The 22,233-nt window shown below is 46.1% G+C and carries 20 protein-coding genes; 12 read left to right on the forward strand and 8 right to left on the reverse strand.

What is annotated here, in order from left to right:
* Window positions 1-68: 68 nt before the first annotated feature.
* From R7D93_RS05450 to R7D93_RS05470, 5 genes are read left to right on the forward strand one after another with little or no spacing between them, the layout of a single operon-like run.
* Window positions 69-1,202, forward strand: a complete 1,134-nt coding sequence (locus R7D93_RS05450; protein ID WP_005385784.1) for an efflux RND transporter periplasmic adaptor subunit — start codon at window positions 69-71, stop codon at window positions 1,200-1,202.
* On the forward strand, window positions 1,195-2,466 hold the full coding sequence (locus tag R7D93_RS05455; RefSeq protein ID WP_225495400.1) for a TolC family protein: 1,272 nt from the start codon (window positions 1,195-1,197) through the stop codon (window positions 2,464-2,466). The genes R7D93_RS05450 and R7D93_RS05455 overlap by 8 nt, the downstream gene beginning before the upstream one ends.
* The gene (locus R7D93_RS05460; RefSeq protein WP_225495398.1) at window positions 2,463-3,677 is read left to right on the forward strand and encodes an ABC transporter permease; all 1,215 of its coding nucleotides are present in this window, start codon (window positions 2,463-2,465) and stop codon (window positions 3,675-3,677) included. Before R7D93_RS05455 ends, R7D93_RS05460 begins: the two co-directional genes overlap by 4 nt.
* A 2-nt stretch (window positions 3,678-3,679) precedes the next feature.
* Entirely contained in the window at window positions 3,680-4,963 is a 1,284-nt protein-coding gene (locus tag R7D93_RS05465; RefSeq protein ID WP_225495396.1) for an ABC transporter permease, read from the forward strand.
* Between the two features lie 22 nt (window positions 4,964-4,985).
* Complete coding sequence (locus tag R7D93_RS05470) at window positions 4,986-5,690, forward strand: ABC transporter ATP-binding protein (RefSeq protein ID WP_025767247.1); 705 nt, start codon at window positions 4,986-4,988, stop codon at window positions 5,688-5,690.
* Window positions 5,691-5,756: 66 nt separating this feature from the next.
* On the opposite strand, the gene R7D93_RS05475 is transcribed toward R7D93_RS05470, so the two are convergent.
* Both R7D93_RS05475 and R7D93_RS05480 read right to left on the reverse strand, forming a co-directional pair.
* Window positions 5,757-6,440: a topoisomerase I gene (locus R7D93_RS05475; RefSeq protein ID WP_225495394.1), complete on the reverse strand. Its 684-nt coding sequence runs from the start codon at window positions 6,438-6,440 to the stop codon at window positions 5,757-5,759.
* Window positions 6,441-6,515: 75 nt separating this feature from the next.
* The gene (locus tag R7D93_RS05480) at window positions 6,516-7,433 is read right to left on the reverse strand and encodes a leukocidin family pore-forming toxin (RefSeq protein WP_005376731.1); all 918 of its coding nucleotides are present in this window, start codon (window positions 7,431-7,433) and stop codon (window positions 6,516-6,518) included.
* Window positions 7,434-8,534: 1,101 nt separating this feature from the next.
* On the opposite strand from R7D93_RS05480, the gene R7D93_RS05485 reads away from it, so the two are divergent.
* Together R7D93_RS05485 and R7D93_RS05490 are read left to right on the forward strand one after the other, a co-directional pair.
* Entirely contained in the window at window positions 8,535-9,509 is a 975-nt protein-coding gene (locus tag R7D93_RS05485; protein WP_017636059.1) for a DUF1852 domain-containing protein, read from the forward strand.
* A 30-nt stretch (window positions 9,510-9,539) separates the two neighbouring features.
* On the forward strand, window positions 9,540-10,568 hold the full coding sequence (locus R7D93_RS05490) for a methionine synthase (RefSeq protein WP_213966767.1): 1,029 nt from the start codon (window positions 9,540-9,542) through the stop codon (window positions 10,566-10,568).
* A gap of 812 nt (window positions 10,569-11,380) precedes the next feature.
* On the opposite strand, the gene R7D93_RS05495 is transcribed toward R7D93_RS05490, so the two are convergent.
* Window positions 11,381-12,400, reverse strand: a complete 1,020-nt coding sequence (locus R7D93_RS05495) for a DUF2955 domain-containing protein (protein WP_130545125.1) — start codon at window positions 12,398-12,400, stop codon at window positions 11,381-11,383.
* Between the two features lie 9 nt (window positions 12,401-12,409).
* Window positions 12,410-13,474 (reverse strand): HlyD family secretion protein, encoded by a 1,065-nt coding sequence (locus R7D93_RS05500; RefSeq protein WP_064368614.1) that lies wholly within the window; start codon window positions 13,472-13,474, stop codon window positions 12,410-12,412.
* Between the two features lie 99 nt (window positions 13,475-13,573).
* Here R7D93_RS05500 and R7D93_RS05505 point away from each other — a divergent pair, with 99 nt between their 5' ends.
* Both R7D93_RS05505 and R7D93_RS05510 read left to right on the forward strand, forming a co-directional pair.
* Window positions 13,574-14,434, forward strand: coding sequence for a LysR family transcriptional regulator (locus tag R7D93_RS05505; RefSeq protein WP_005494676.1), 861 nt, complete (start codon window positions 13,574-13,576; stop codon window positions 14,432-14,434).
* A gap of 150 nt (window positions 14,435-14,584) precedes the next feature.
* The gene (locus tag R7D93_RS05510) at window positions 14,585-15,127 is read left to right on the forward strand and encodes a hydrolase (RefSeq protein WP_213962766.1); all 543 of its coding nucleotides are present in this window, start codon (window positions 14,585-14,587) and stop codon (window positions 15,125-15,127) included.
* Window positions 15,128-15,166: 39 nt separating this feature from the next.
* Here R7D93_RS05510 and R7D93_RS05515 read toward each other — a convergent pair whose 3' ends face one another.
* From R7D93_RS05515 to R7D93_RS05525, 3 genes are all read right to left on the reverse strand, one after another.
* On the reverse strand, window positions 15,167-16,063 hold the full coding sequence (locus R7D93_RS05515; protein WP_225495392.1) for a 1-aminocyclopropane-1-carboxylate deaminase/D-cysteine desulfhydrase: 897 nt from the start codon (window positions 16,061-16,063) through the stop codon (window positions 15,167-15,169).
* A gap of 107 nt (window positions 16,064-16,170) precedes the next feature.
* Window positions 16,171-17,457, reverse strand: coding sequence for a sensor histidine kinase (locus R7D93_RS05520; RefSeq protein ID WP_064368612.1), 1,287 nt, complete (start codon window positions 17,455-17,457; stop codon window positions 16,171-16,173).
* The gene (locus tag R7D93_RS05525; RefSeq protein ID WP_005389368.1) at window positions 17,454-18,131 is read right to left on the reverse strand and encodes a response regulator transcription factor; all 678 of its coding nucleotides are present in this window, start codon (window positions 18,129-18,131) and stop codon (window positions 17,454-17,456) included. Before R7D93_RS05525 ends, R7D93_RS05520 begins: the two co-directional genes overlap by 4 nt.
* A 152-nt stretch (window positions 18,132-18,283) precedes the next feature.
* Between R7D93_RS05525 and R7D93_RS05530 the strand changes: the two genes are divergently transcribed.
* Genes R7D93_RS05530 through R7D93_RS05540 form a run of 3 tightly spaced genes read left to right on the forward strand, consistent with a single transcriptional unit; the run spans window position 18,284 to window position 21,160 of the window.
* A complete protein-coding gene (locus tag R7D93_RS05530; RefSeq protein WP_170897275.1) occupies window positions 18,284-19,324 on the forward strand; it encodes a glycosyltransferase family 2 protein in 1,041 nt (346 codons plus the stop codon).
* Window positions 19,325-19,326: 2 nt separating this feature from the next.
* The gene (locus tag R7D93_RS05535; protein WP_170897276.1) at window positions 19,327-20,733 is read left to right on the forward strand and encodes an ArnT family glycosyltransferase; all 1,407 of its coding nucleotides are present in this window, start codon (window positions 19,327-19,329) and stop codon (window positions 20,731-20,733) included.
* 4 nt (window positions 20,734-20,737) lie between these two features.
* Window positions 20,738-21,160: a GtrA family protein gene (locus R7D93_RS05540; RefSeq protein ID WP_033905699.1), complete on the forward strand. Its 423-nt coding sequence runs from the start codon at window positions 20,738-20,740 to the stop codon at window positions 21,158-21,160.
* A 127-nt stretch (window positions 21,161-21,287) separates the two neighbouring features.
* Here the strand turns inward: R7D93_RS05540 and R7D93_RS05545 are convergent, their stop codons facing one another.
* Window positions 21,288-22,232: a hypothetical protein gene (locus R7D93_RS05545; protein ID WP_213868116.1), complete on the reverse strand. Its 945-nt coding sequence runs from the start codon at window positions 22,230-22,232 to the stop codon at window positions 21,288-21,290.
* Window position 22,233 lies beyond the last annotated feature (1 nt).

Here is a 22,233-nt window from a genome sequence, read left to right on the forward strand (position 1 = left end):
ATATTATTCCTTCAACTTTGTGTTTTAGGAGTAGTCATTAGACTACCCAATAAATGTTGGAATAAATAATGACGAAACGTTGGCTTGTCTCCGCTGTGAGCATTGCGCTGCTCGGCGGTGGTACGTATTTCTATCTCCAATCTGCCGCTCAACCAGAATTACTGCCTACATTGATTGTGGAAAAAGGCACGATTGAAAAACAAGCGGTGGCTGTTGGTAAAATTGTCCCTGCACACTCCGTGTCTATCAAGTCACAAATCGACGGTATCGTCGGTGAAATTTACGCGAAAGTTGGTGAAAAGGTGAAGCAAGGCCAGCCGCTGATCAAAGTGCGTCCAAACCCAACCCCCCAAGCATTAACGGATGCATCGGCAGAACTCATGCGTAGTGAAGCCGATCTGGAATCCGCCAAACAAAAACTGTCCAACTTAGAAAGCTTGGTCAAGCAGGACATTATTCCAAGTAACTACGACGAATACGTAAGTGCGCGCTCGGCAGTCAAATCTGCGCAAGCGGACGTATTGCAAAAGCGCCAGAATCTCGAACTCATCCGCAGTGGTGAGGCGTCTATCGGTGATGCGCGTTTAACGTCGACGATCTACGCGCCAATTGATGGCACGGTACTCAACCAGAAAGTTGAGGTCGGAGAGCCGATCATCTCGACTCAATCAAGCCAAGCCGCGACTGAAATGATGTCATTGGCCGACATGAACAGTCTGATTTTTAAAGGTAGCGTCAGTGAGCATGATGCTGCGCAGTTGTCTCCGGGAATGCCCGTTATGTTGACGGTTGCGCCTTATCCTGATGTGGCGATTTCTGGTGTGCTAACCAAAGTAGCGATTCAATCTGAGAACCTTAACTCACCAGAAGGCAACGCTTCGGCTAAAAGTTTTGATAACGGTTTTGAGGTTGAAGTGGGAGAACTCAAGATCCCACAAGATGTGTTGCTTCGTTCTGGTTTTTCATCGACGGCTCAAATCATTCTGAAGACTTCTGAAAACGTGCTCACGCTACCGGAGCGCGCTCTGCAATTTGATGGTGACGCACCGAATGTTCTGATCCCCGATAGCTCAGAACAAGGGTTTCATAAACAACCTGTGAAACTCGGTCTGTCAGATGGCATCAATGTCGAAGTGCTTGACGGCGTGGAGCTTGATGAAGAGGTTATCGACAACAGTATGATGGGAGCGGCGCATGGTTAAGCTGCAACGATCAACAATCGCCTTTGCATTGTTGGCTGCCACGCTCAGTTTGCCGACCTACGCAATTTCTATTGAACAAGCTTGGCAACAAGCAAAGCAGAACGATCCAAATTACGAAAAAGCGAAAATCGGCGTCCAGCTTGGCGAGGTTGGCGTACAGAGTAGCCGCAGTGCGTTATTGCCGGGTTTAAGTGCCAGTGCGTCAGCGGATTGGAATGAGTCCTCAAGCCATTCCAACAGTTACGGCGCTACCTTATCTCAAACTATTTGGGATAGCAGTTTGTGGTCGGAACTGGATCAAGCGAATGCCAATTATCTCAAAGCACAGTTAGAGCTATCTCAATCACATAACGAGCTTGCGCAGAAGTTGCTCACCGCTTACCTAGATGTGGCAAGCGCACAGGGCGACCTCAAATTGGCGCAGTCCAAGCTGGAGGAGGGGAAGGAACTTCTCAACATCATCGAGAAACGCTATCGAGCAGGCAAAGTGAAGTCGGTTGATGTTGAAGAGATGCGAGCGAATCAAGTCTCTGAGCAAGCAAGTATCCTCAATGCAAAAGCCGATCTCGAAGTGAAAAAAGCAGAGCTTGCGGCGTTAATCAATCAAATGCCGGAGAGTGTCGACCAAATTCGAACGGATTCTCTAATTCAGCCGCCGATGCTGGTGGACTCTCTGGATCAATGGCTAAAGCTGGCGAAAGACAGCAGTCCAGAGCTGTTGGTAGCGGCGCAGATGGTGAAAACGAGCGAGTTCGCGAAAGATTCAGCTAAAGGTGGATACTACCCGACCGTCAAAGGCAGTGTGGGCTACAGCGATGGTGACAATCGTTCAAACGGCGAGTTTAACGCTGGGATTAGTTTGAGTTTGCCGATTGACCTCAATGGTGCAGTGCGAGCGAGAGTGGACGAAGCATCGTTGAACATTTTAAACGCCAAGCAAGATATGCGTAGAGTGGAAATTGATATTCAGAAACGAGTTATTCAGCAGTTTACGCAGGTCGATATCAACTGGAATCAAGTTTTGATAGCGAACGAACTGGTTGAGTCGCGCGCCAGAGTGTTGCAAAGCAAAGAGAAACTTTACGACGCTGGTCTGCTTGAAGTGTCGGAAGTTATCAGTGCACACAACAGCTTGTTTGAGGCGAAAAACAGTCTGCAAACCAACTTGTACAGCTATTGGCGTAAGAGAATCGGCTTACTGCAAACCGCAGGGAAACTCGATGACGATACCATGGCGTTGATCTCTCGGGCTTTTCATTCATGAGCAGCCTGTTGCAGCAAACTTGGCAAACGTTGATGGCGCACCGCATGAAAAGCGTGCTAGCCATTATCGCGATTGCTTGGGGCGTGATCTCTGTGGTGGTGTTAATCGCACTTGGCGAAGGCTTTTATCGCCATCAGACCCAGTCGTTTTCATTTATGATTAACAATGTGCAAGTGGTGTTTCCGTCGAGTACCAGTAAACCGTGGCAAGGGTTACCTTCAAGACGCCAAATTGATATACCACAAGAAAAAGTCGACATGATCAAACAGTCGGGCTTCGTGCAACAGGCGTCGAGCGTTTACGCCAAATGGGATGCGAATATCACCAATCTCAAAGGACAGAACTTATCGAGTACGGTCAGCGGTATTGATATGTCTTACTTTCCTTTAATGCAACGCAAGCTGCAATCCGGTTCGAGAAACCTGTCACCAAGTGATATGGACAACCACACTCGCGTGGCGGTGTTAGGCGACCAAATTGCGCAAATGGGCGGAGTCCAAATCGGGGATAGGCTCAAAGTTAACGGCATTCCGTTTTTGGTGATTGGGATAACCGTCGGTGAGGACACTGGCATTTCATTCGGCGATAGCCGCACGGTTTTCATTCCTCAAACAACGTACCGCGATTTGTGGGATGCGAAACCTTGGATGGTATTGATGAAGCCGAGAGACGGGATGGATGCACCGTCGTTTCGACAAAATATCGTGAACTTTTTCGCCAAGCAGCTTCATTTTGACCCAAGTGATAAAGATGCGGTCGAATTACCCGATTTTAGTGAAGGTGCGGCGGTCATCAGTGGAATTTTGCGTGGCATTCAGATTTTTCTCGGAGCGAGTGGCGCGATGACCATGGCGGTCGGTGCGCTTGGCGTTGCCAACATCATGTTTTTATCTGTCACGGAGCGCACGCGTGAAATCGGTGTGCGTTTGGCGATCGGGGCGACTCAAAAATCCATACTCAGTCAGTTTATTCTTGAAGGGCTTATTTTGGTAGCTGTGGGCACGGCATTAGGTCTGATGTTTTCGTATGCCGTGGTGTCTGTCCTAAGCAGCATGGCATTACCGGAATGGATTGGTTTACCTGTGATCACGCCAGATTCCATTGCTTGGTCTTTACTTGTGACGCTTATCTTGGCATTGATGGCATCGTATTTCCCAGCAAGGCGAGCATCGCGTCTCACGCCAGTCATTGCTTTGAGTGCGAGGGCCTAGTCATGTTGTTACCGATGAGACAAATTTTCCAAGAAATGGCTGCAGAAAAGCTGAGATTGGGTTTGACCATTCTGGCTGTAGCGTGGGCGACCCTCTGTATCGCTGCTATGTTGGCGGTAGGTGAGGGTATTCGTCAGGGCGTATTGAAAACCGCACAAAATGGTAACGGCAACTTGATTTATTTGACCGGAGGGATGGCCACCGTCGACCACGGTGCTTTTCACCAAGGTAAGTTTCTGACACTAAAAATGGACGATTCAGAGGTCGTTCGAGCGTTACCTGATGTAAAAAGCGTTGCGCCAACGGCGAAGTGGAAAGAGCGCATCACCGTTGGTGACAGAAGCTCGTGGCAAGAGCCGTTAGCGGTCACGAGCGAGTTTCAATCCATGACCAATTTGGTGCCGATGGCGGGGGGGCGATGGTTAAACCCACTCGATCAAAAAGAGACGCGCAAAGTCGTTGTACTGGGTTATGAACTGGCAGCCGACTTATTCAACCCGAATGAGGACTTTAGTTGGTTTGCGACAGTCACATTGCAAGTCAACCCTGTGGGGAAAAAGGTAAAAATCGGCAATGAGGAGTTCACAGTTGTGGGCGTATTGGAGAAAAACAGCGCCCAAATAGAACTGGGGGATCTTATCAACTATTCCAGCTTTGTGCCGTTAGCGACGTGGAAGCGATTTCATGTCAACGGTGAAATTGGTGGCATCAATGTGCAACCACAAGCCGATGTAAACCGAGAAGCCTTAGCAAAGACGATCAGGCAAGTGATTGCCCGTAAACACGGGGCAAGTGTCAGTGATGAACAGGTCGTCCAAGTCGATGATATGTTCCTTAAACAAAAGAGTATGCAGCAGTTTCTGATAGGTTTGCAGAGTTTTCTTGGCATTATCGGCTTCGTGACGTTAGCTGTTGCTGGCGTTGGCATCGCCAATGTGATGTATGCCACCGTAAAGCGATCTACGCGTGATATCGGCGTGCGCATGGCAGTCGGTACAACCCCAACTGCCATTCGCATGCACTATTTAGTACAGTCTTTATTGACAATGTTGATGGGGGGGGCGCTTGGGTTAGCCGTGACGTACGCGCTGGTGTCTGCCATCAGTTCCATTCCTTTAGAGGGCAATGCCTTTTATGAACAACTGGGTAAACCTGTCCCTGAGTTGTCGTGTGTCGTTGTCGCGATTGTCATCCTCACCTTAATGATCATTGGTGTGGCATCTGCATGGTTACCTGCAAACCGAGCCGCAAAAGTCAGCCCGTTGGAGGCGCTACAAAGTGAATAACAACAATAACTCTGGAAAGAACATGTCGAACAAGCCGCTTGTTGAGCTGACCAACATCTGTAAATACTACTCAAGCGGGGAGGCGGAAGTTCGCGCGCTAGACGGCGTTGACTTAACCATTAATCAAGGCGAGTTTCTTTCGATTCTTGGCCCGTCCGGTTCAGGCAAATCAACGTTGATGAACATGCTCGGCTGTTTAGATAAGCCCACCGATGGCAAGTACCAACTTGGCGGCCAAAACGTCGCAAGTTTAAGTGCGAATGAGCTGGCTGGCATTCGTAACCAAAAGATCGGATTTGTCTTCCAAAGCTTTAACTTATTGGAATACGCGACGGCGCTTGATAACGTGGCACTGCCGTTGGTTTACTCTGGTATCAAAGCCAAAGAACGTCGCCAGCGCGCAGCTAAATTGCTAGAGCAAGTCGGGCTAGGGGATCGTTTAGACCATAAACCAAACCAGCTTTCTGGTGGTCAAAAACAGAGGGTCGCGATTGCAAGAGCCTTGGTCAACGATCCGCAAATCATTCTAGCTGACGAGCCAACCGGCGCGCTCGATTCAAAATCCGGCGCAGAGATTGAAGCCTTGTTCAATCAACTTCACGCCGAAGGTAGAACCTTAATCATCGTGACGCACGATAACGCTCTGGCAGAGCGCACTAAACGCATCATCACCATCAAAGACGGCAAGGTAATTTCGGATAGGGTGCCGGTAAGTAGGGAGAAATGAGCTTTTCTTAATTGAGAACTGAGTTTTAAGGGAAATAGCGATACAGAGGCTATCTCCCTTTACTTTTTATTCGCGATGTTCGTTTTGTCTCTCTTTTATCAAGTCATGCTTTTGTTCTTTAAGTAGAGTGATTGCGAGCTTAGTGTCCTCAATCAATTTACTGTTATCGTTGAGATCTTTGCTCTTCAAAGGCAAAACTAGATAATGAATGCTGCCATCTGCATTCTGTACTCCGGTAGCGATGATGACATCACCTTCAGACGCCGTACCAAAATACTCTGATACGACTTTGGTTTCGCTGACACCGTAGCTATCCAAATAGGATGATTCCGTATTGTCAAACAAGATAGGAACCCCTTGCCTAGCTAATGTTCGCAATTGTTTTTGCTTTTTCTCGTCGAATGGATAGTCGGTCGTACTGATGTAACTTACCTGTTCAGCTTCAATAAAATCGTACAGTTCATTGCTCAGTTCATTTAATGGGGCAGATATCCAAGGTGTAGCTGGAATGACGTCGGAAGTATCATCATTGCCACTTTGTGGTGTTGGAGTGGTAACCACCTTTTGAGCAGCATTGCTCTCAGGAGGCGTTACACTTATTGTCGCAGCGTCTTCTGTCTTGATTTGCTCGTCAAGGCTTGCAACAGGTTCGGTCTGGGCATTCTTGTTATTTGAATTAATCAGAAATATGGCGAGTACTGCACCAAGTGCTAGCGCCGATCCAGTCAAGAGTTTTTTGTTACTTGTCATGTGTCATGTCTTACCGTTTATTTCATTAGTAAATACGGCGGCCACTTATTTATTCCGTGGCCGCAGGCTAATAAGTTAGTGGTAGAGATCGTCATTCCAAGAGATAGTTACGGCTCGGCTAGTCTCTGTCCATTGACTGCTATCACGATTTTTCTTCCAGGTATTTTCTGGTGTGGTATACCAGCTACACCAGTCGCGACCAAAGTAGTAATTGGTTTTTCGCCAACCAGCAACCAGCTTGACCTCTGATGTATCTAGGCCATCTTGAATGTCATTTTTTCTATATACGACGCCGACTTGTGGTTTAAAATCTGAACGCATAACGACAGGTAACTCATTGTAATCAATCAAATTACCCATGTCACAACTGGTCCAACGATACAATAACCAGTCTTTAGCTGGCGTATTATGGCGGATAGTCTTGTTTTCAATTAACCAATTAATGCTTTCGTTAGCTTGGTTAAAATCGGCAACCGTTTGAAACTCTGGCTGGTCGTACGTTACACGGTTGCTCCAGGAGATTCCCCCACTAATATTTGGAGAAGTAGAAGCACTGAATCCAAGGTTAAAATCTAGCGACTCACTGACAGATGCCGTTGCAATGGTGTTTTCTGGAGCATGGCTCATGTGGCGTAAAGGGGCGCCATTTAAATAGCTCAGTGCCAGCTTAAAAGCCGTTGGAACGGTGTAACGGTAATCTCCCCCAGTGGCAAAACCATAGATTTGTTCTTTGTTTGGAACATTAGTCATGTCGAAGCCAGAGCCGCCATTTAGGATCAACTTAGCTTCTTTAGCGCCATTTGGTAGTAAAGATTGGTTCCAGACATTTTCTAAAGAATAAATTAAGCGGATTTTTTTCGAGCGTGCATCACCATCATCAAGCTGAAGCAACGTCGAAGTGTAAGATTTTAATGTATCTTCAGCATGTGCTGGTGCTAAAGAACCAAGTAAAGCGAGTGCGATAATACTCGCGGAAAGATGCTGTTTTTCCATTATTGTTTCCTATTAGTCAGCCCATAAAGACTTTTGTTTTAAACTATCTTGATGGGCACTTTATAATTATGGACAGGTTATAAATTCAAGCTCAATAAATGAGCGGTGAAATAGTGCATCTTGTTTTTTATTAAAAAAAGAAAAAGGATAGATTCGTGGGATTAATGTCTCATAGTTTTTAAATTCACCTCTCAACTATAATAAATAAGAATTTGGTTATTAAGTCTTGCCTTTTTAAGTTATTACTTAATTTTAATTTTCTAATGTTATATTGAGCTTTTTTATTGATAAAAGTGAATTTTATAAATGTTAGCCATGTTATTTTTAGGGTTTTTGTTATACCAAACTAAGTAAAGTATCGTTATGTGGTCATCTCGGGTTTATGGTTTTAATTCAAATTAAAATAGTGGCTTATGTTTTTTTTGTTGTTGTTTTTTAGAGCTTAATGTAATAGTTGAGTGATAAAGTCCGTCAATGAAGTTGCCATGTTCGTGTATGAAGTTATATGTGCTTTTACAGCAGGGAGTTAAACTTTACGTTTAAGATGGTAAAGATAGAAAAAGAAATAAATAAGATAATTAAATAATCATGTTTCCGAGAATATAAATGTAACGTACTTCTAATTAAACGAATGCTTGAATAAACGATGGAGTGTGAAAAGTACTATTTAAGTTACGCTGTCCTATATTCCAGTTGGCATCTTGTTTATACAATGCGTTTTCTCGGCTTAAAACTGGTTTACGTACTGCTAATCTCTTATCCGTTTCTTAATTACACATATTGGCAATATGCTCGCCAAGTTACGTGTATTGGTGTCAATGAAAAACAGTATCTACGATAGCTCTCTCAGGGTTGGAACTGCCACTATGAATTTCCTTCATGTTCAATGTGAAACAATACCAATATTACTCAACTCGTGAAGCAAGTATAAAAAACGGACTGCTCTGGTGTTAGGCACTGCGACCACCGTTTTTAGTACGAACTGTTCGTCGTGAACGCTGCGCAACCTAACGATTGGGAAAACCAAAAAACAAAAAATGTCCCCATGCACAGAGTTAGGAAAAGTCTGCTTTATCTAAGGAAATAGGATACCAACTCACGATGAATAACGATTTCACATTTGCTATCAAAAGCATTCGCTTTGATGAGAATTACCAACCATCAGACAACACGCGAATCACTACCAACTTTGCTAATCTGGCTCGCGGAAACTACCGCCGAGAGAATCTGCGCAATGCGCTCCGAATGATCGATAATCGTTTTAATGCGTTGGCATATTGGGATAACGCGCAAGGTGACCGCTACTCCGTTGAACTTGAAATCATCTCCGTTGATATGGATATCCAAGGTAGTGGAGAAGCCTTCCCATCGATTGAAGTGCTCAAAACTAACATTGTTGACCACAACACTAACGAGCGTATCGAAGGCATTGTGGGCAATAACTTCTCTTCATACGTTCGTGATTACGACTTTAGCGTTTTGCTGTTGGACCACAACAAAAACCAGCCACAGTTCAGCATCCCAGCGAACTTCGGTGATTTGCATGGCAAACTGTTCAAAGCTTTCGTTAATTCTGAGTCTTATAAACAGCATTTCAAAAAGCTGCCAGTGATTTGTCTGAGTGTATCGGACAACAAGGTATATCGACGCACCGAAAACCAACATCCTGTTTTGGGCTTTGAATATCAGCCGAACGAATCTTCGTTGACGGAGCAATACTTCAAAAAGATGGGCTTACAGGTGCGCTACTTTATGCCGCCAAACAGTGTTGCACCATTGGCATTCTACTTCTTCGGTGACTTGTTGAACGATTATTCAAACCTAGAGCTTATCAGCACGATAAGCACGATGGAGACATTCCAGAAGATTTACCGACCTGAGATTTACAATGCCAACGCGGTTGCCGGTAATTGCTACCAGCCAAACTTAAAAAACCTAGACCACTCGCTAACTCAAATCGTTTACGACCGAGAAGAGCGCAGCCAACTGGCGATTGAACAAGGGAAATTTGCCGAGGAGCATTTCATCAAACCTTATCAATCTGTGCTTGAACAATGGTCTGCAAATTACGCGTAAAAGATAACGAGAATCTAGAAAGGAATGACGATGAAAACACTATTACCGACTTCAACGGCTGGCAGCTTACCGAAACCTGCTTGGCTGGCCGAACCAGAAAAACTTTGGTCACCGTGGAAACTGCAAGGTGAAGAACTGATTGATGGCAAACGCGATGCGCTACGTGTCGCTTTGCAAGAACAAGAACTGGCAGGCGTTGATATCGTCAGTGATGGCGAGCAAACTCGGCAACATTTTGTGACGACTTTTATTGAGCATTTAAGCGGCGTAGATTTTGAAAACCGCAAAACGGTGACTATTCGCAACCGTTATGAAGCAAGTGTTCCGACTGTGGTTGGCCCAGTAAGCCGCACAAAGCCCGTGTTTGTTGAAGATGCCAAGTTCTTGCGTCAGCAAACTAAGCAACCTATCAAGTGGGCGCTTCCAGGCCCTATGACGATGATCGACACACTTTATGATGATCATTACGGTAGCCGTGAAAAGCTGGCTTGGGAATTTGCAAAAATCCTCAACCAAGAAGCGAAAGAGCTTGAAGCGGCAGGTGTCGATATCATTCAGTTTGATGAGCCTGCGTTTAATGTGTTTTTCGATGATGTGAACGAGTGGGGCATTGCGTGTTTAGAGCGTGCGATTGAAGGGCTGAAATGTGAAACTGCAGTGCACATCTGCTATGGCTACGGCATCAAAGCGAACACGGATTGGAAGCAAACGCTAGGCACTGAATGGCGACAATACGAAGAAGTATTCCCGAAGCTGCAGAAGTCTAATATTGATATTATCTCGCTTGAGTGTCATAACTCACGAGTGCCTATTGAGTTACTTGAGTTGATTCGCGGTAAGAAGGTGATGGTTGGTGCGATTGACGTCGCTACTAACGAAATTGAAACGCCAGAAGAAGTGGCGAACACACTGCGAGAGGCGTTGAAGTACGTTGATGCCGACAAGCTTTACCCATGTACCAACTGCGGTATGGCGCCTTTGTCTCGTGAAGTATCGACCGCTAAGCTCAATGCGTTAAGTGCGGGTGCGGAGATCATTCGTAAAGAGTTGGTGGGTTGATATTAATACTTAGGCTCCGCACCATGAACTAAAGTTAGAGTCATTCTAGCGAGTTTAAATGAGACTAGGAATCGGTTTACTGCTCGCTAGGAAATAGCGATAACTTCCGCACTTCAAAGCTCTCGGTGGGGAGCTCCTGAATCACCTCGTCCCTCGCTGTTCAGGATGACGGATGTTGGAAGATATATTGCTCGCCACAACCCTAGTTATTAGAGCAGTTTCAGGATAGCGTCATTCCAGCGAGTTTAAACGAGACTAGGAATCTGATAACAGCTCGCTGGTAAATGACGAGAACTTTCGCACTTCAAAGCACGTGATTAGTAGATTCTGAATCACTTCGTCCCTCGCTGTTCAGGATGACGGATGTTGGAAGATACGTTACTCACATACCCAATTATTTGGCTTGTATTCAATTTTGGGTCATTCCAGCGAGTTTAAGTGAGACTAGGAATCGGGTTACTGCTCGCTAGGAAATGACGATAACTTTCGCACTTCAAAGCAGTCGGTGAGTAGCTCCTGAACCACGCTCGTCCCTCGCTGTTCAGGATGACGGATGTTGGAAGATACGTTACTCACATACCCAACTATTTGGCTTGTATTCAAATTTTGGTCATTCCAGCGAGTCTAGACGAGACTAGGAATCTACTAACAACTCACTGGAAAATGGCGATAACCTTAGAACTTTACAGCACTCGGTGAGTAGATCCTGAACCACGCTCGTTCCTCAATGTTCAGGGTGACCGTTTTAAATAAAAATGCCGCTCACAGTAAAGTGAGCGACATACATTTCCCGTTTCCAGCCTCGGCCAGATTTAATTCAACTCCACGTTCTTCATCTCAGGATGCTTTAGCAATATCACACGAATCCAGTGATGCACCACCCACATCACCATCGCGGTGAGCAGAACAGCAACGAAAATCGAGCTGAACCGGTACAAGATCGAAAAGAACGCGTCTTTTTGTTCTGGCACCAATGAAGTCGTCAGCGGAACCGATAGGGCAGACATGGCAGAAAACGCGATAGCCGCTTTAATTTGCCCCTTTGTGAGCCACAAGCAGAATGGCCCCATTGCAATGGTAAAGGCGAGCCAAAAGAGTAGCCCATGCCCATACCAACTGCCCAATATCAGCTGAACAGCCATCCCTGCGATGCAGCCTAGTGCGGTGCCGATGATGCGAATTTTTGCCATGGCGAGCGAGCCTGCTAAAGTCATTGGGGTTAGGATGATCAAAATGGAAGCTTGTGCGGATAACGAGTCATATAAGTCCGCTACTTGGAATACGATAAACGCCGCCATCGCCACTACCCAACCCATGGCAACTTGGCTGATGTAGTCAATATCGCTTTTCACTGGGGTCGACATCTCAATGTGCTCGGTGGGGGACTTTGGCTCAGGGAACAACCAATACGCGAATGCGCAAACAAAAATATTGCTGAACGCCATCACCCACATGTTGACATTGAACTCTTCAATATCCATGAAGTTATAGCTGGCAAAATTCAACACAATTGAACCCACTAACAGCCCCATGTAACCAAACAAATAGGTTTTCTGGTTCATCATCGCAATGCACTTGAACAGCATCATGATTCCGACGGCTACGGTCATTAATGTTGGATGAAACTGCAAGTATTCCAGCAAAAATGTGGCTTGTATGGTTGTCCACACCGCAGAGAAAAACACGATCAATAAAGCCGCTAGATTAAAGTGGTCCATTCTGCCCAATATAAACAGCGGCATCATGATGGCAAAAAATCCGTAAGACCAACCGAAGATCATGCTTAGCGCGAGCCCTAAAGAGCAGCCGAACCAAATTCGTAAGGTTTTCATTGTCGCCGCCTAGTAAATGAAGTGGAACCAGCTTACGAGGTGAATCTGTGCTTGCGCCATCAACTGCCAGAAAATGCTGTTGTCTGGGTACAAAACAATGGTAGCGCGAGAGCCGACAAACAGTGCTGGTGGTAACTCTTCGCTGCTGGTTAGGTTCACTCGTGTACGCTGCGCATCACGTACCCAGCGGTTGTTCACTTCCACTTTGGTCAGTGCGCCATTAGGCGTTTGTTGTGCGGCTGCTACACCGTAATCGCGGCTAGCTAAATCAAAGTCGTACACCGAACCTGGGTTGGCATCAAATGTGACCAAGGCGTGGAAAGTCTTGTCTACGTTCGCGACGGATTTTTCACGAAAATCAGCGGCTACCCAGAGTGATCCTGTTGGTACAAATGTCAGCAATGGCATGTTGGTGTTTGCCATAGTGCCAACTTCTAGTTGCAGGTTGGTCACGACACCATCACTGGGAGCGAGTACCGCGGTATTTGCCAAATCAAGTTGCGCCTTTTCGATGCCGTTTTTGGCAATTCGAACGGCGGTGCTTTGACCTTTTTGATCGCCTAATTGCGCCTCAATGACTTTTAAGTTTTGTCTTTCCGCTTTAAGCGCTGCACGTGATACCTGATTTTGGGCAAAGGCATTATCGAGTGTCGATTGAGAGATGACTTTCTGCTTCGATAACGTCAGTAAGCGGTTGTATTCGCGGTGTGCATTATCAAATGTCGCTTGTGCGCGGGCAATATTGGCAAGAGCGGCTTCGCGTTGAGAATACAGCGTTGCTTCTTTTTCATAAGCGGATTGCAGAGACAGCTCCGCCTGTTCAAGTGCTATCTTGTATTTACGATCATCAATCGTAAACAACACATCGCCTTTTTGAACGGACTGGTTATTCTCGATGAGAACGTCGGTCACTTTACCAGATACCTCGGGCGCGACTTGGACAACGTATCCTTGCACTCGTCCTTCGGTCGTTAAGGGGGCGTGGCGGTCAGCAATGATAATGTACAAAAATAGTACGATGAACAGGACAATCAAAGTTCGCATCCAGTGTTTGAATTTTTGGTCAGCCGTCATTACAAGTTCCGTTAAACATATTGGATAGCGGATTATAGAGAAGTCACTCACAATTCAGTAGAATGATAATACGAACATAAATGACCTAAAAATAGGACAATGAACGTTAGTTTTGATGATATTTACCTATTCACTCAGACGGTGGTTCACGGCGGTATAAGTGCAGCGGCAGAGGCGAATCAACTACAACGATCAAAAGTGAGTCGTCGCCTGCAAGAATTAGAGAAATCGCTCGGGGTACAGCTTTTGATTCGCACAACACGCAGCATTGAGTTGACGGAGCACGGGAAACGCTTGTTTGAGTTGGTGGGGCAGCCTATTGACCATATTCAGCAAGGTTTAAATGCCATGCACGAATATCAACAAGAGCTGACGGGCAAGGTGCGTTTAGCCATTCCTTCCGCATTGATGAGCTCTGCCGCGTTTAACGCGATCATCACCGAGTACACAACGCGGTATCCGGATATTTCGGTCGAGATTGAAAACCATCAAGAGAGTGTCGATCTCAAGCGTCAATCGTTTGATTTGCAGCTTCTTCCGAGCGTGGTCAAAGTCACCGATGACAGCTATGTGCAGTTCAGTCTTTTGCCTTATCGTAGTCACTTTGTTGCGTCAAAAGCCTATCTAGAATCGCATCCGCCAGTAAAAACGGTGGAAGATCTTAAGCAGCATCGCCTTTTAACTAATCGTTACAATGCTGATTTGCTCGATTCAGATCTGCATGTGGCGTTGCGCTCGGACGACCTCAACTTGCTGCGCTCGATGGCGATAGCAGGAAACGGCATCGCGTTTATTCCACAAATTCATTCCAAGCCTGCATTGCGAGATGGTTTGTTGGTCGAGGTGCTGCCTCAATTCGCGCATCCGAAGCAGCATCTTACTCTGATTTATCCCTCGGCCTTATTTCTGCCCAATAAAGTCAAAGCCTTGATTGAGCTAATTCGAGAGAAATTTAAATAGTCAGTTCAAACCACTCTTAACTAAGAGCAAATGTGTGAGCGAAGGTCATCTTTCTAGGTTTTAGTGCTCTAACATGAAAGGATTCTGATACATTAACTATTGCTCAACTTGTTGAGTATGGTTTGTGGTCGCACAAGATAGGAGATGGAAATGTTATCGAAAGGAAACACGGGCCTGATTGTGGTGGATGTTCAGGGCAAACTCGCTACATTAATGCATGAAAGTGACGCTCTGATTGAAAATATCACGAAACTGGTAAAGGGCGCCAAAGCACTAGATTTGCCTATTCTGTGGCTAGAACAGAATCCAGAAAAATTGGGCCCAACCGCGGAGCCGATTCGTGAAGTGCTTGAAAGCACGCATTTACCTATTACCAAGTACACGTTTGATGGTTGCAAAGAGGCGACGTTTAAGGTCGCGGTGGAGAACGCGAAAGTTGATACCTGGTTGGTTTGCGGTATTGAATCCCACATTTGCGTCTATCAAACCGCGGTTTCTCTGCGTCAGTCCGGTTATCGCGTTGAATTAGTCACAGATTGTGTATCTTCCCGAACCGCTGCCAATAAAGCGCTCGCTCTTGCGAAGTTAACCGCAAACGGTGTGGTGCTCACTGGGTTAGAAATGTGTTTGTATGAAATGGTCGAAGATTGCCGAGTACCTGAATTCAAAGAAATTCTGGCGCTCATCAAATAGTGGAATCACTGTAATCAGCAACAACTTTATTTGAACACGCTATTCAAATTCTCGTTGATATCTTGGCAACATCGACTCGTTGCCAAGTAACCCGCCTTGGTGAATGTAAATCACCGTTCTATCTGTGTTCTCTTCCAACCAAGGGGTGAGGCATTGCCACATATACGGGTCGTATAACAGGTCAAATTCGAGGTCGGTTTGTTCAAAGAGTGCTTTCCATGTGATGTAATCTTCTTCGTACAAGCGGCCAAAATGGTGTTTGTTGCGCACGCTTAAAATGGTTGGGTGGCTGTTTTCACCGAGCTGGTTGAACTGCTCAGTTAAGTAATCTGCATCGCCTACGCAAGGGCAAGTTAGCACTTCTATGCCGTGTGGGCTTAAATGTTTATGAAGATATAAAGCGGTCGTGCCAGTGCCTGATGGCAGGGCGACGGTAAACTGTTCTTTACCTCTCAATCGCGTCCAATCAAGAATTTCTCGTGCTAACTGTTTGATGCCAGCTTCAGCGAGGTGGGAACGTCCACCCTCTGGAATAAGCAATGTCGACTCATCTAATCTTCGTACCTGGTGGACGTATTCAATAGGGTGGAGTTCGCTACCGATGTCTTGCATGGCGGTGATTTTCATACCCAAATCGAGAGCGCCGCGATAGTTTCCGATGGGGGAGCTTTTTAGCCAAGATGGAATGTGATGAACATAAAACTCAAATGCCCAACCTTTAATCTGGGCGAGAGCCGCTAGCGAGTACATGGCATTAGATTGAGCGGAGCCAAAGCTTATTAACGTGGTGATGTCGGGATTTTGCTCTTCCATTAACGTCATAAACTTACGTGCTTTGTTCCCAGAAAAGTGAGAATGCAGCATGTCATCACGCTTAAGAAAAAACGTATGACCGTTGAAGTTGTGTTGAGTTATCGGGCTTTCAGAGAGTTTCATGTGACTGCTGACGTGTCCAACCACGCGACCTTGCCGTTAAAAAGGGCGCGTAGTGTAACGCCATTAAACCCAGATAAAAAGTCTGTGTTTCAGTACAACCATTTCGGTTATTCCTGATGCTCTGACGCAAGATCAATTACTGCCTCACAACCACCTTCTGGATGTGTACCAATCTTAAATTGCCAGCCATAGCGTTGGCACAAATCGTCCACAATCATCAAACCTAATCCGTGCCCATCAGAATGTGGAATGGTTGAAAAGCCTTCACCTTCATCGCGCACCGAGATGGTGTTTTCATCCATATTGATATGAATTGATCCCGAAGGTGTCGCAGCGATGCCGTTGCGAATCAGGTTGCCAAGAATAATGGTCAACACGGCATTGGTCGCGCGCGTTCTAGGGTTGCCGTCGATCTGTACATCAAAGCTGAGTGCTTTCTCATCCGCCTGAGCTTGGCTTTGGAAGATGATTTGGTTGAGTTCTTCTTCGGTGATGCTGCGCACTGGTGAATCATCTGCATTACGCTCGTAACGCACTAAGCCGAGTAGGGCATCTACCATGGTCGACATCTGCTGCGTTGCATCTTGAATTCGGTTCACTTGGCGAGTCTGGAAATCCGTGTTCGCACTTCTCGCCAGTAGGCTGCTTGAGCCTTTCATTACGGTTAACGGTGTACGCAGTTCATGGCTTGCGTATCGTGCAAAGGCTTGCTCGCGCTTGATGACTTGGTTGATTTTGTGGCGATACTCATTCAACTCATCCGCGAGGGTTTGGAACTCTTTGGCTGATCCCTCTGGCACGCTAAAAGTTTGCGTAGCATCGCCTTGATGATGGTCGAGTTGAGTTTTAAGCGCATTGACGGGTTCAATCAAGCGTTGTGATAAGCGCAGCAGGAGGCTACCAAACAGGAACACCAGCACGGCGACAATGGACAGCACCATAGCGACGACGAGAATGAATTCCTCTGAGGTGATCTCGATTTCATCAATCAAGGAAACCAGAATAACGGGATGTTCAACGCCTTTGTAGGTGTAAGCGCTCATGTAAACCATGCGCGAGTATTCACCGTCTTCTACTTCATCAAGAAAGTGCTTTTGACCAATCAGGTATTTTTGATAGCGCTCGGCAACCAATGAGATGTCGTTGTATGCAGTGGTGAGCAGGTCAAGCTGAATACTGCCTTGCTCTGGGTGGGACTGGAAATGTTCAATTGCTTCTTTTTTGTCGACCATAATACGACGCTCGCCCACGCGGTCTTCAGACCAAAGCAGGGAGCCGGTAATCAACAAAAAGCAGAAGATGCCAATCACGACCGACACAAAAGAGAAAAACAGAGCGAGTCGCCCTGTCATACTTTGTGTGCTTTGCGTGCTAGCAAGTAAGCGATTGATCATGCACCTGTCTCCAAGCGGAAGCCAACTTTCGGCACGGTGATAAGCACATGTTGTTCAAATGGCTTATCAAGTTGGTTGCGAAGTTGGTAAATGTGGCTGCGCAGAACGTCGTTGTTCGGCTCGTTCTCTTGCCAAAGTTGGAAGGCAATTTCTTCGCGTGTCACTACGTCTGGCGCGCTTTTCACAAGCATTTCCAGAATGGTGTAAGTGGTAGGGTTTAGCGCCAACAGTTTATCTTGGCGATAAGCTTTACGCGTTTTTTGGTCGATAGACACTTCACCGTATTCCAACTTGCTCGATGCGACAGTGCCACGGTAACGGCGGATCAGTGCCATCATGCGCGCTTCAAGAATATCCAGATCGAAAGGTTTGGTCAGATAGTCATCCGCACCGTGTTGGAAGCCTTTGAGCATATCGTCACGGCTATCGAGCGCCGTCAGCATAAGTACCGGTGTGTTGTTGCCCGCGTCGCGAAGTTTATTACACATGGTCAGGCCATCCATGCGTGGCAGCATGAGATCGAGCAAGATGATGTCGAAGGTGTTTTCCATCGCTAGTTTCAGGCCGAGTTCGCCGTTGTCTGCATAATCGAGTTCCATACCTGCACACTCAAAATAATCGAACAGCATGCCTGCGATTTCTCGATTATCTTCGACTAAAAGTACGCGTTTCATGTATTTCTCTCCAAGTGGGCAGGTGCTCGAAAATAAGATTTCGTCTTAACCGAACATTATTCACTAAGGACGTGAAAAAGATGTCAATAACATCTCTTTCACGTTGATGTTTGTAGACTGGATTCATTCATCGGATTTAGTGGAAGAGTAGCATGTCAACCTTCAACATTCACGCTGCAACCTTTTCAAAGGTGAGCCAACACACTGAGCCTAAAACAGTTTTGTCTGTTGTGGTGCCATTCTTTAACGAGCAAGAAGTCTTACCTGAATTTCATCGTCGTTTAGCCGCCGTTTTGGATGAAATGCCAGAACGCTGTGAAATCGTTTATGTGGACGACGGCAGCAAAGACGAGAGCCTAATGATCGCGCAAAACTTTTCTCAATCTTCTAGCGACGTTCGTTGTATTGCACTAAGCCGTAACTTCGGCAAAGAGTCCGCCATGAGCGCTGGCCTGGAACACTGCCAAGGTGAAGCGGTGATCGTGATTGATGCCGACTTGCAAGACCCGCCGGAGTTGATCCCGCAAATGGTATCAAAATGGCGTGAAGGGTATGACGTGGTGAACATGCAGCGCAGCGAACGCCACGGTGAAACTTGGTTCAAACGCTTCTCGGCCGCTTGCTTTTATAAAGTGCTTAACAGCATGGCGAAATTGGATGTGCCTGAGAACGTGGGCGATTTCCGTTTACTGAGCGCAAAAGTGGTTAAACACATCAATGCGTTGCCAGAGCGTAACCGATACATGAAAGGCATCTTTTCTTGGCCGGGTTTCAAGCAAGTGACGGTTCAGTTTGAGCGTGACGCTCGTTTCTGTGGTGAAACCAAATGGAACTACCTCAAGCTGATTGGCCTTGCAATGGACGGCATTACCTCGTTTTCCATTCGTCCTTTGCGTTTAGCGACACTTGCCGGTGCATTGGTGGCGTTCAGTGCCTTTATCTATGGCGCATTCATAGTGATGAAAACTGTTGTATTTGGTGAGCCTGTCACTGGCTACCCATCCATGATGGTCGTCCAACTTGCATTGGGCGGTGTGCAACTGCTGTCGATTGGCCTTTTGGGCGAATACATTGGCCGCATTTTTATCGAGACCAAGCAACGTCCTCTTTATCTTGTTCAGTCTGTTTACGAGCAGCCTGCAAAACATCAATCCATCCAAACCATGAAGTTTAAACTGGGAGAAACCGCGTAATCATGAGTATTAATAAAACCCATCTGTGGTTGTTGTTGGCGTTTGCTCTTTTACTCCGTCTTATTTCACTTGCCGCTTACCCTTTGATGGACACCACCGAAGCCCGCTACGGCGAAATGGCGCGCTTAATGGTGGAAACAGGCAATTGGCTTACCCCACAGTTTGATTATGGCGTGCCTTTTTGGGGGAAGCCACCCCTGTTCACGTGGATGAGTGCTTACGGCATTGAGTTGTTTGGATTGAATGAATTCGCAGTGCGCGCGCCTCATTGGTTGGCGGGTGTCGCGACTATTATTTTTGTTGCAGCCATGGCGCATCGCGCTGGCTTTAACGCAGTCATCGCAGCGTTGGTATTGGCGACGTGTGGCATCTTTTCAATTGCGGCGGGTGCAGTGATGACAGACATGGCACTGACATTGGCAATGACCATGGCGATGGTCGGCTTTTACTACTGCTGGCTTGGCAAAGACAAACACAGCCGATTGTGGGGTTATCTCGGTTTCTTTGGCTTGGCTTGCGGGCTGTTAGCAAAAGGTCCGGTGGCGATCGTGATCATGGGCATCGCAGTGTTTCCTTGGCTTGTGATTCAGCATGGTTTCTTCGGTGCCTTCAAAGCCTTGTGGCAGCGTTTTCCAATTGTGTTGGGGTTGGCGCTCATGCTGGCGATTGCTCTACCTTGGTACATCATGGCTGAAATGGCGACGCCTGGATTTATTGATTACTTTATTGTTGGCGAGCACTTTAAGCGTTTTGTTGTCAGCGGTTGGGAAGGGGACCTGTATGGCTCTGCTCATGATCAACCACGTGGGATGATCTGGGGATTCTGGCTGCAATCGGCTGCGCCTTGGTCAATTGTATTGCCTATCTTGGCAAGGAAACGTCGTAAGGTACTCAAAGCCATTGAAACGGATCATCAAGGTCTATTTAGCTTCCTGATGTGTTGGCTGATTTCACCAATGATCTTGTTCACCATGGCTGGGAATATTTTGCCTGCTTACGTGCTACCGGGTGTGCCTGCATTGGGTATCTTGATTGCAATGCTGGTGGATAAACACGATTTCAAATGGCTGACCGGAACGGCAGCGGTGTTGCCAGCCCTGCTTATGATTGCGATGTTGGTTTTGAATATGGGCAAAGCAGATAGCCGCAGCGATCGCATCATCTTCGCGCAAATTAATGACAACGCTCCGGTCTTCTACATTGGTAAGCGCCCGTTCTCAGGTCAGTTCTATAGTCATGGTCAGGCGAAAAAGCTTGAAGATAAGAATGACTTAAACAATCTGAAGAAATTCCACCTGATTGGTAAATCGCAGCAAGTGGATAGCATGATTCATGAAAATGCGTTGAGTTGTACCAATGAGTTCACAGCAAAATCGAAACGCTCACTCTACACTTGTGTGGTTGGGTAACGGAATGCGCAAATTACCAAAATTTGCTTCGCTGGAAAGGTTTGCTTCGTTAACAAGGTTTGCTCTAGTAGGTGGTGTCGGCTTTATGGTCGACACCCTTATCTTTTCTGTGTTGTTCCATTGGTTTGGTCTGGATCTGATGCTGGCTCGTGGGATAGCATTTTTGTTTGCAGCAACCACGACTTGGCTTGGCAATCGCTGGCTGACTTTCTCTCAAGCAGAAAAAACCAACCCTTTCGCTCAATGGCAAAAATTTATGGCGAGTGCCTGTATCAGTGCTTTGCCGAACTTTATTGTGTTCAAAGGCGTAACGCTCGCCCTAGGAACGCAAGGGTTGATGGTCTATTTGGCTTTGAGCTTAGGCATATTGGCAGGCATGGTGAGCAATTATTTGCTCAGTGCAAAATGGGTGTTTAGTAGAGGATAGAAAGGTTCGGGCTTACTCTCCTATCCTCGAGTTAAAAATTCGTTATTTGAACCAATTTTTCTTTTTGTACATCAGAGTAAACCTAAAGCTTTTCATGGGGGATGTAAAAAGGTAAATAAGCCAAGGTTTATACCTTGGCTGCCGTTAGTTCAGATTTTGATTGTTCGATTTCAGATTCCGTTTGCCACTTGCCGTTGTAAAGGTATTCACGCTCAGGAAGTGGGGCATTTGACGCCCTTAAATCAAATACCTCTTCGGTTTGATATTCTCTACTACAAACTGGAATACTAAAGAGCCTTGATTCTGGCTTTGCTTCAAACAGCTTTTTATGATCATCGACCTCTTTACAATCCAGTTTGTAGTCCTCTGACAGTTGTGTGACCATGGATTCTAAATCCGCTTCAGTTTTAAAGAAAACATAACAATCTGATCTATCTTGTGAGCGAAAGATAGTCTTATGAGCAGTATCTCGATATCTGCATATGTCATGCTTAAAATAGAACTGGATCACTTTCCTTTTTTTATTGTAGTCCGCAAACAGCCAATCCTCACGCTCTCCGATTCTCACTTCTGTTGGTTCATCTGGTTGGCGTTTAAGCATTTTAAAGGAGACTAATATAAAAGCACCAGCGCCTGCTAACGCCATCGGGCCAACCATCGCTACCATCACCACACACACCACTGCACCTATCCAGCCAACGGCTTGCGTGGCGGTATTCACCCACTTAGGCATGTTACGACGTTTCTTCATCACAAAGCCTTTGTCAGAAAAAATATAGTCATAGCGATAGTCGAGGCCAATCGTAAGGTAAAAGGCTCCAGACACCATCACCGATAAAATAAAAGAAAAAATAGTTACGTCAACCGTGTCACTCGTATGTATAAACAAAGTTAATAGGAATGGAGCGATCACAAATGGAAACGCAAAAAGTTTAAAGTAATAGCGAAATGGTTCCTCTACATCATACTTATGCCATGTTCTGACATTATCGCCTGCGAGTATTTCTTGCTCTTGCGCCTCTTGATAAACTGCTAATTCTTCTGGGGTGACGTAAAATGGTGAATATGCCAAG

Origin of the sequence: Vibrio sp. YT-15 (genome assembly GCF_033337445.1) — a bacterium.
Classification (GTDB): Bacteria; Pseudomonadota; Gammaproteobacteria; order Enterobacterales; family Vibrionaceae; genus Vibrio; species Vibrio alginolyticus.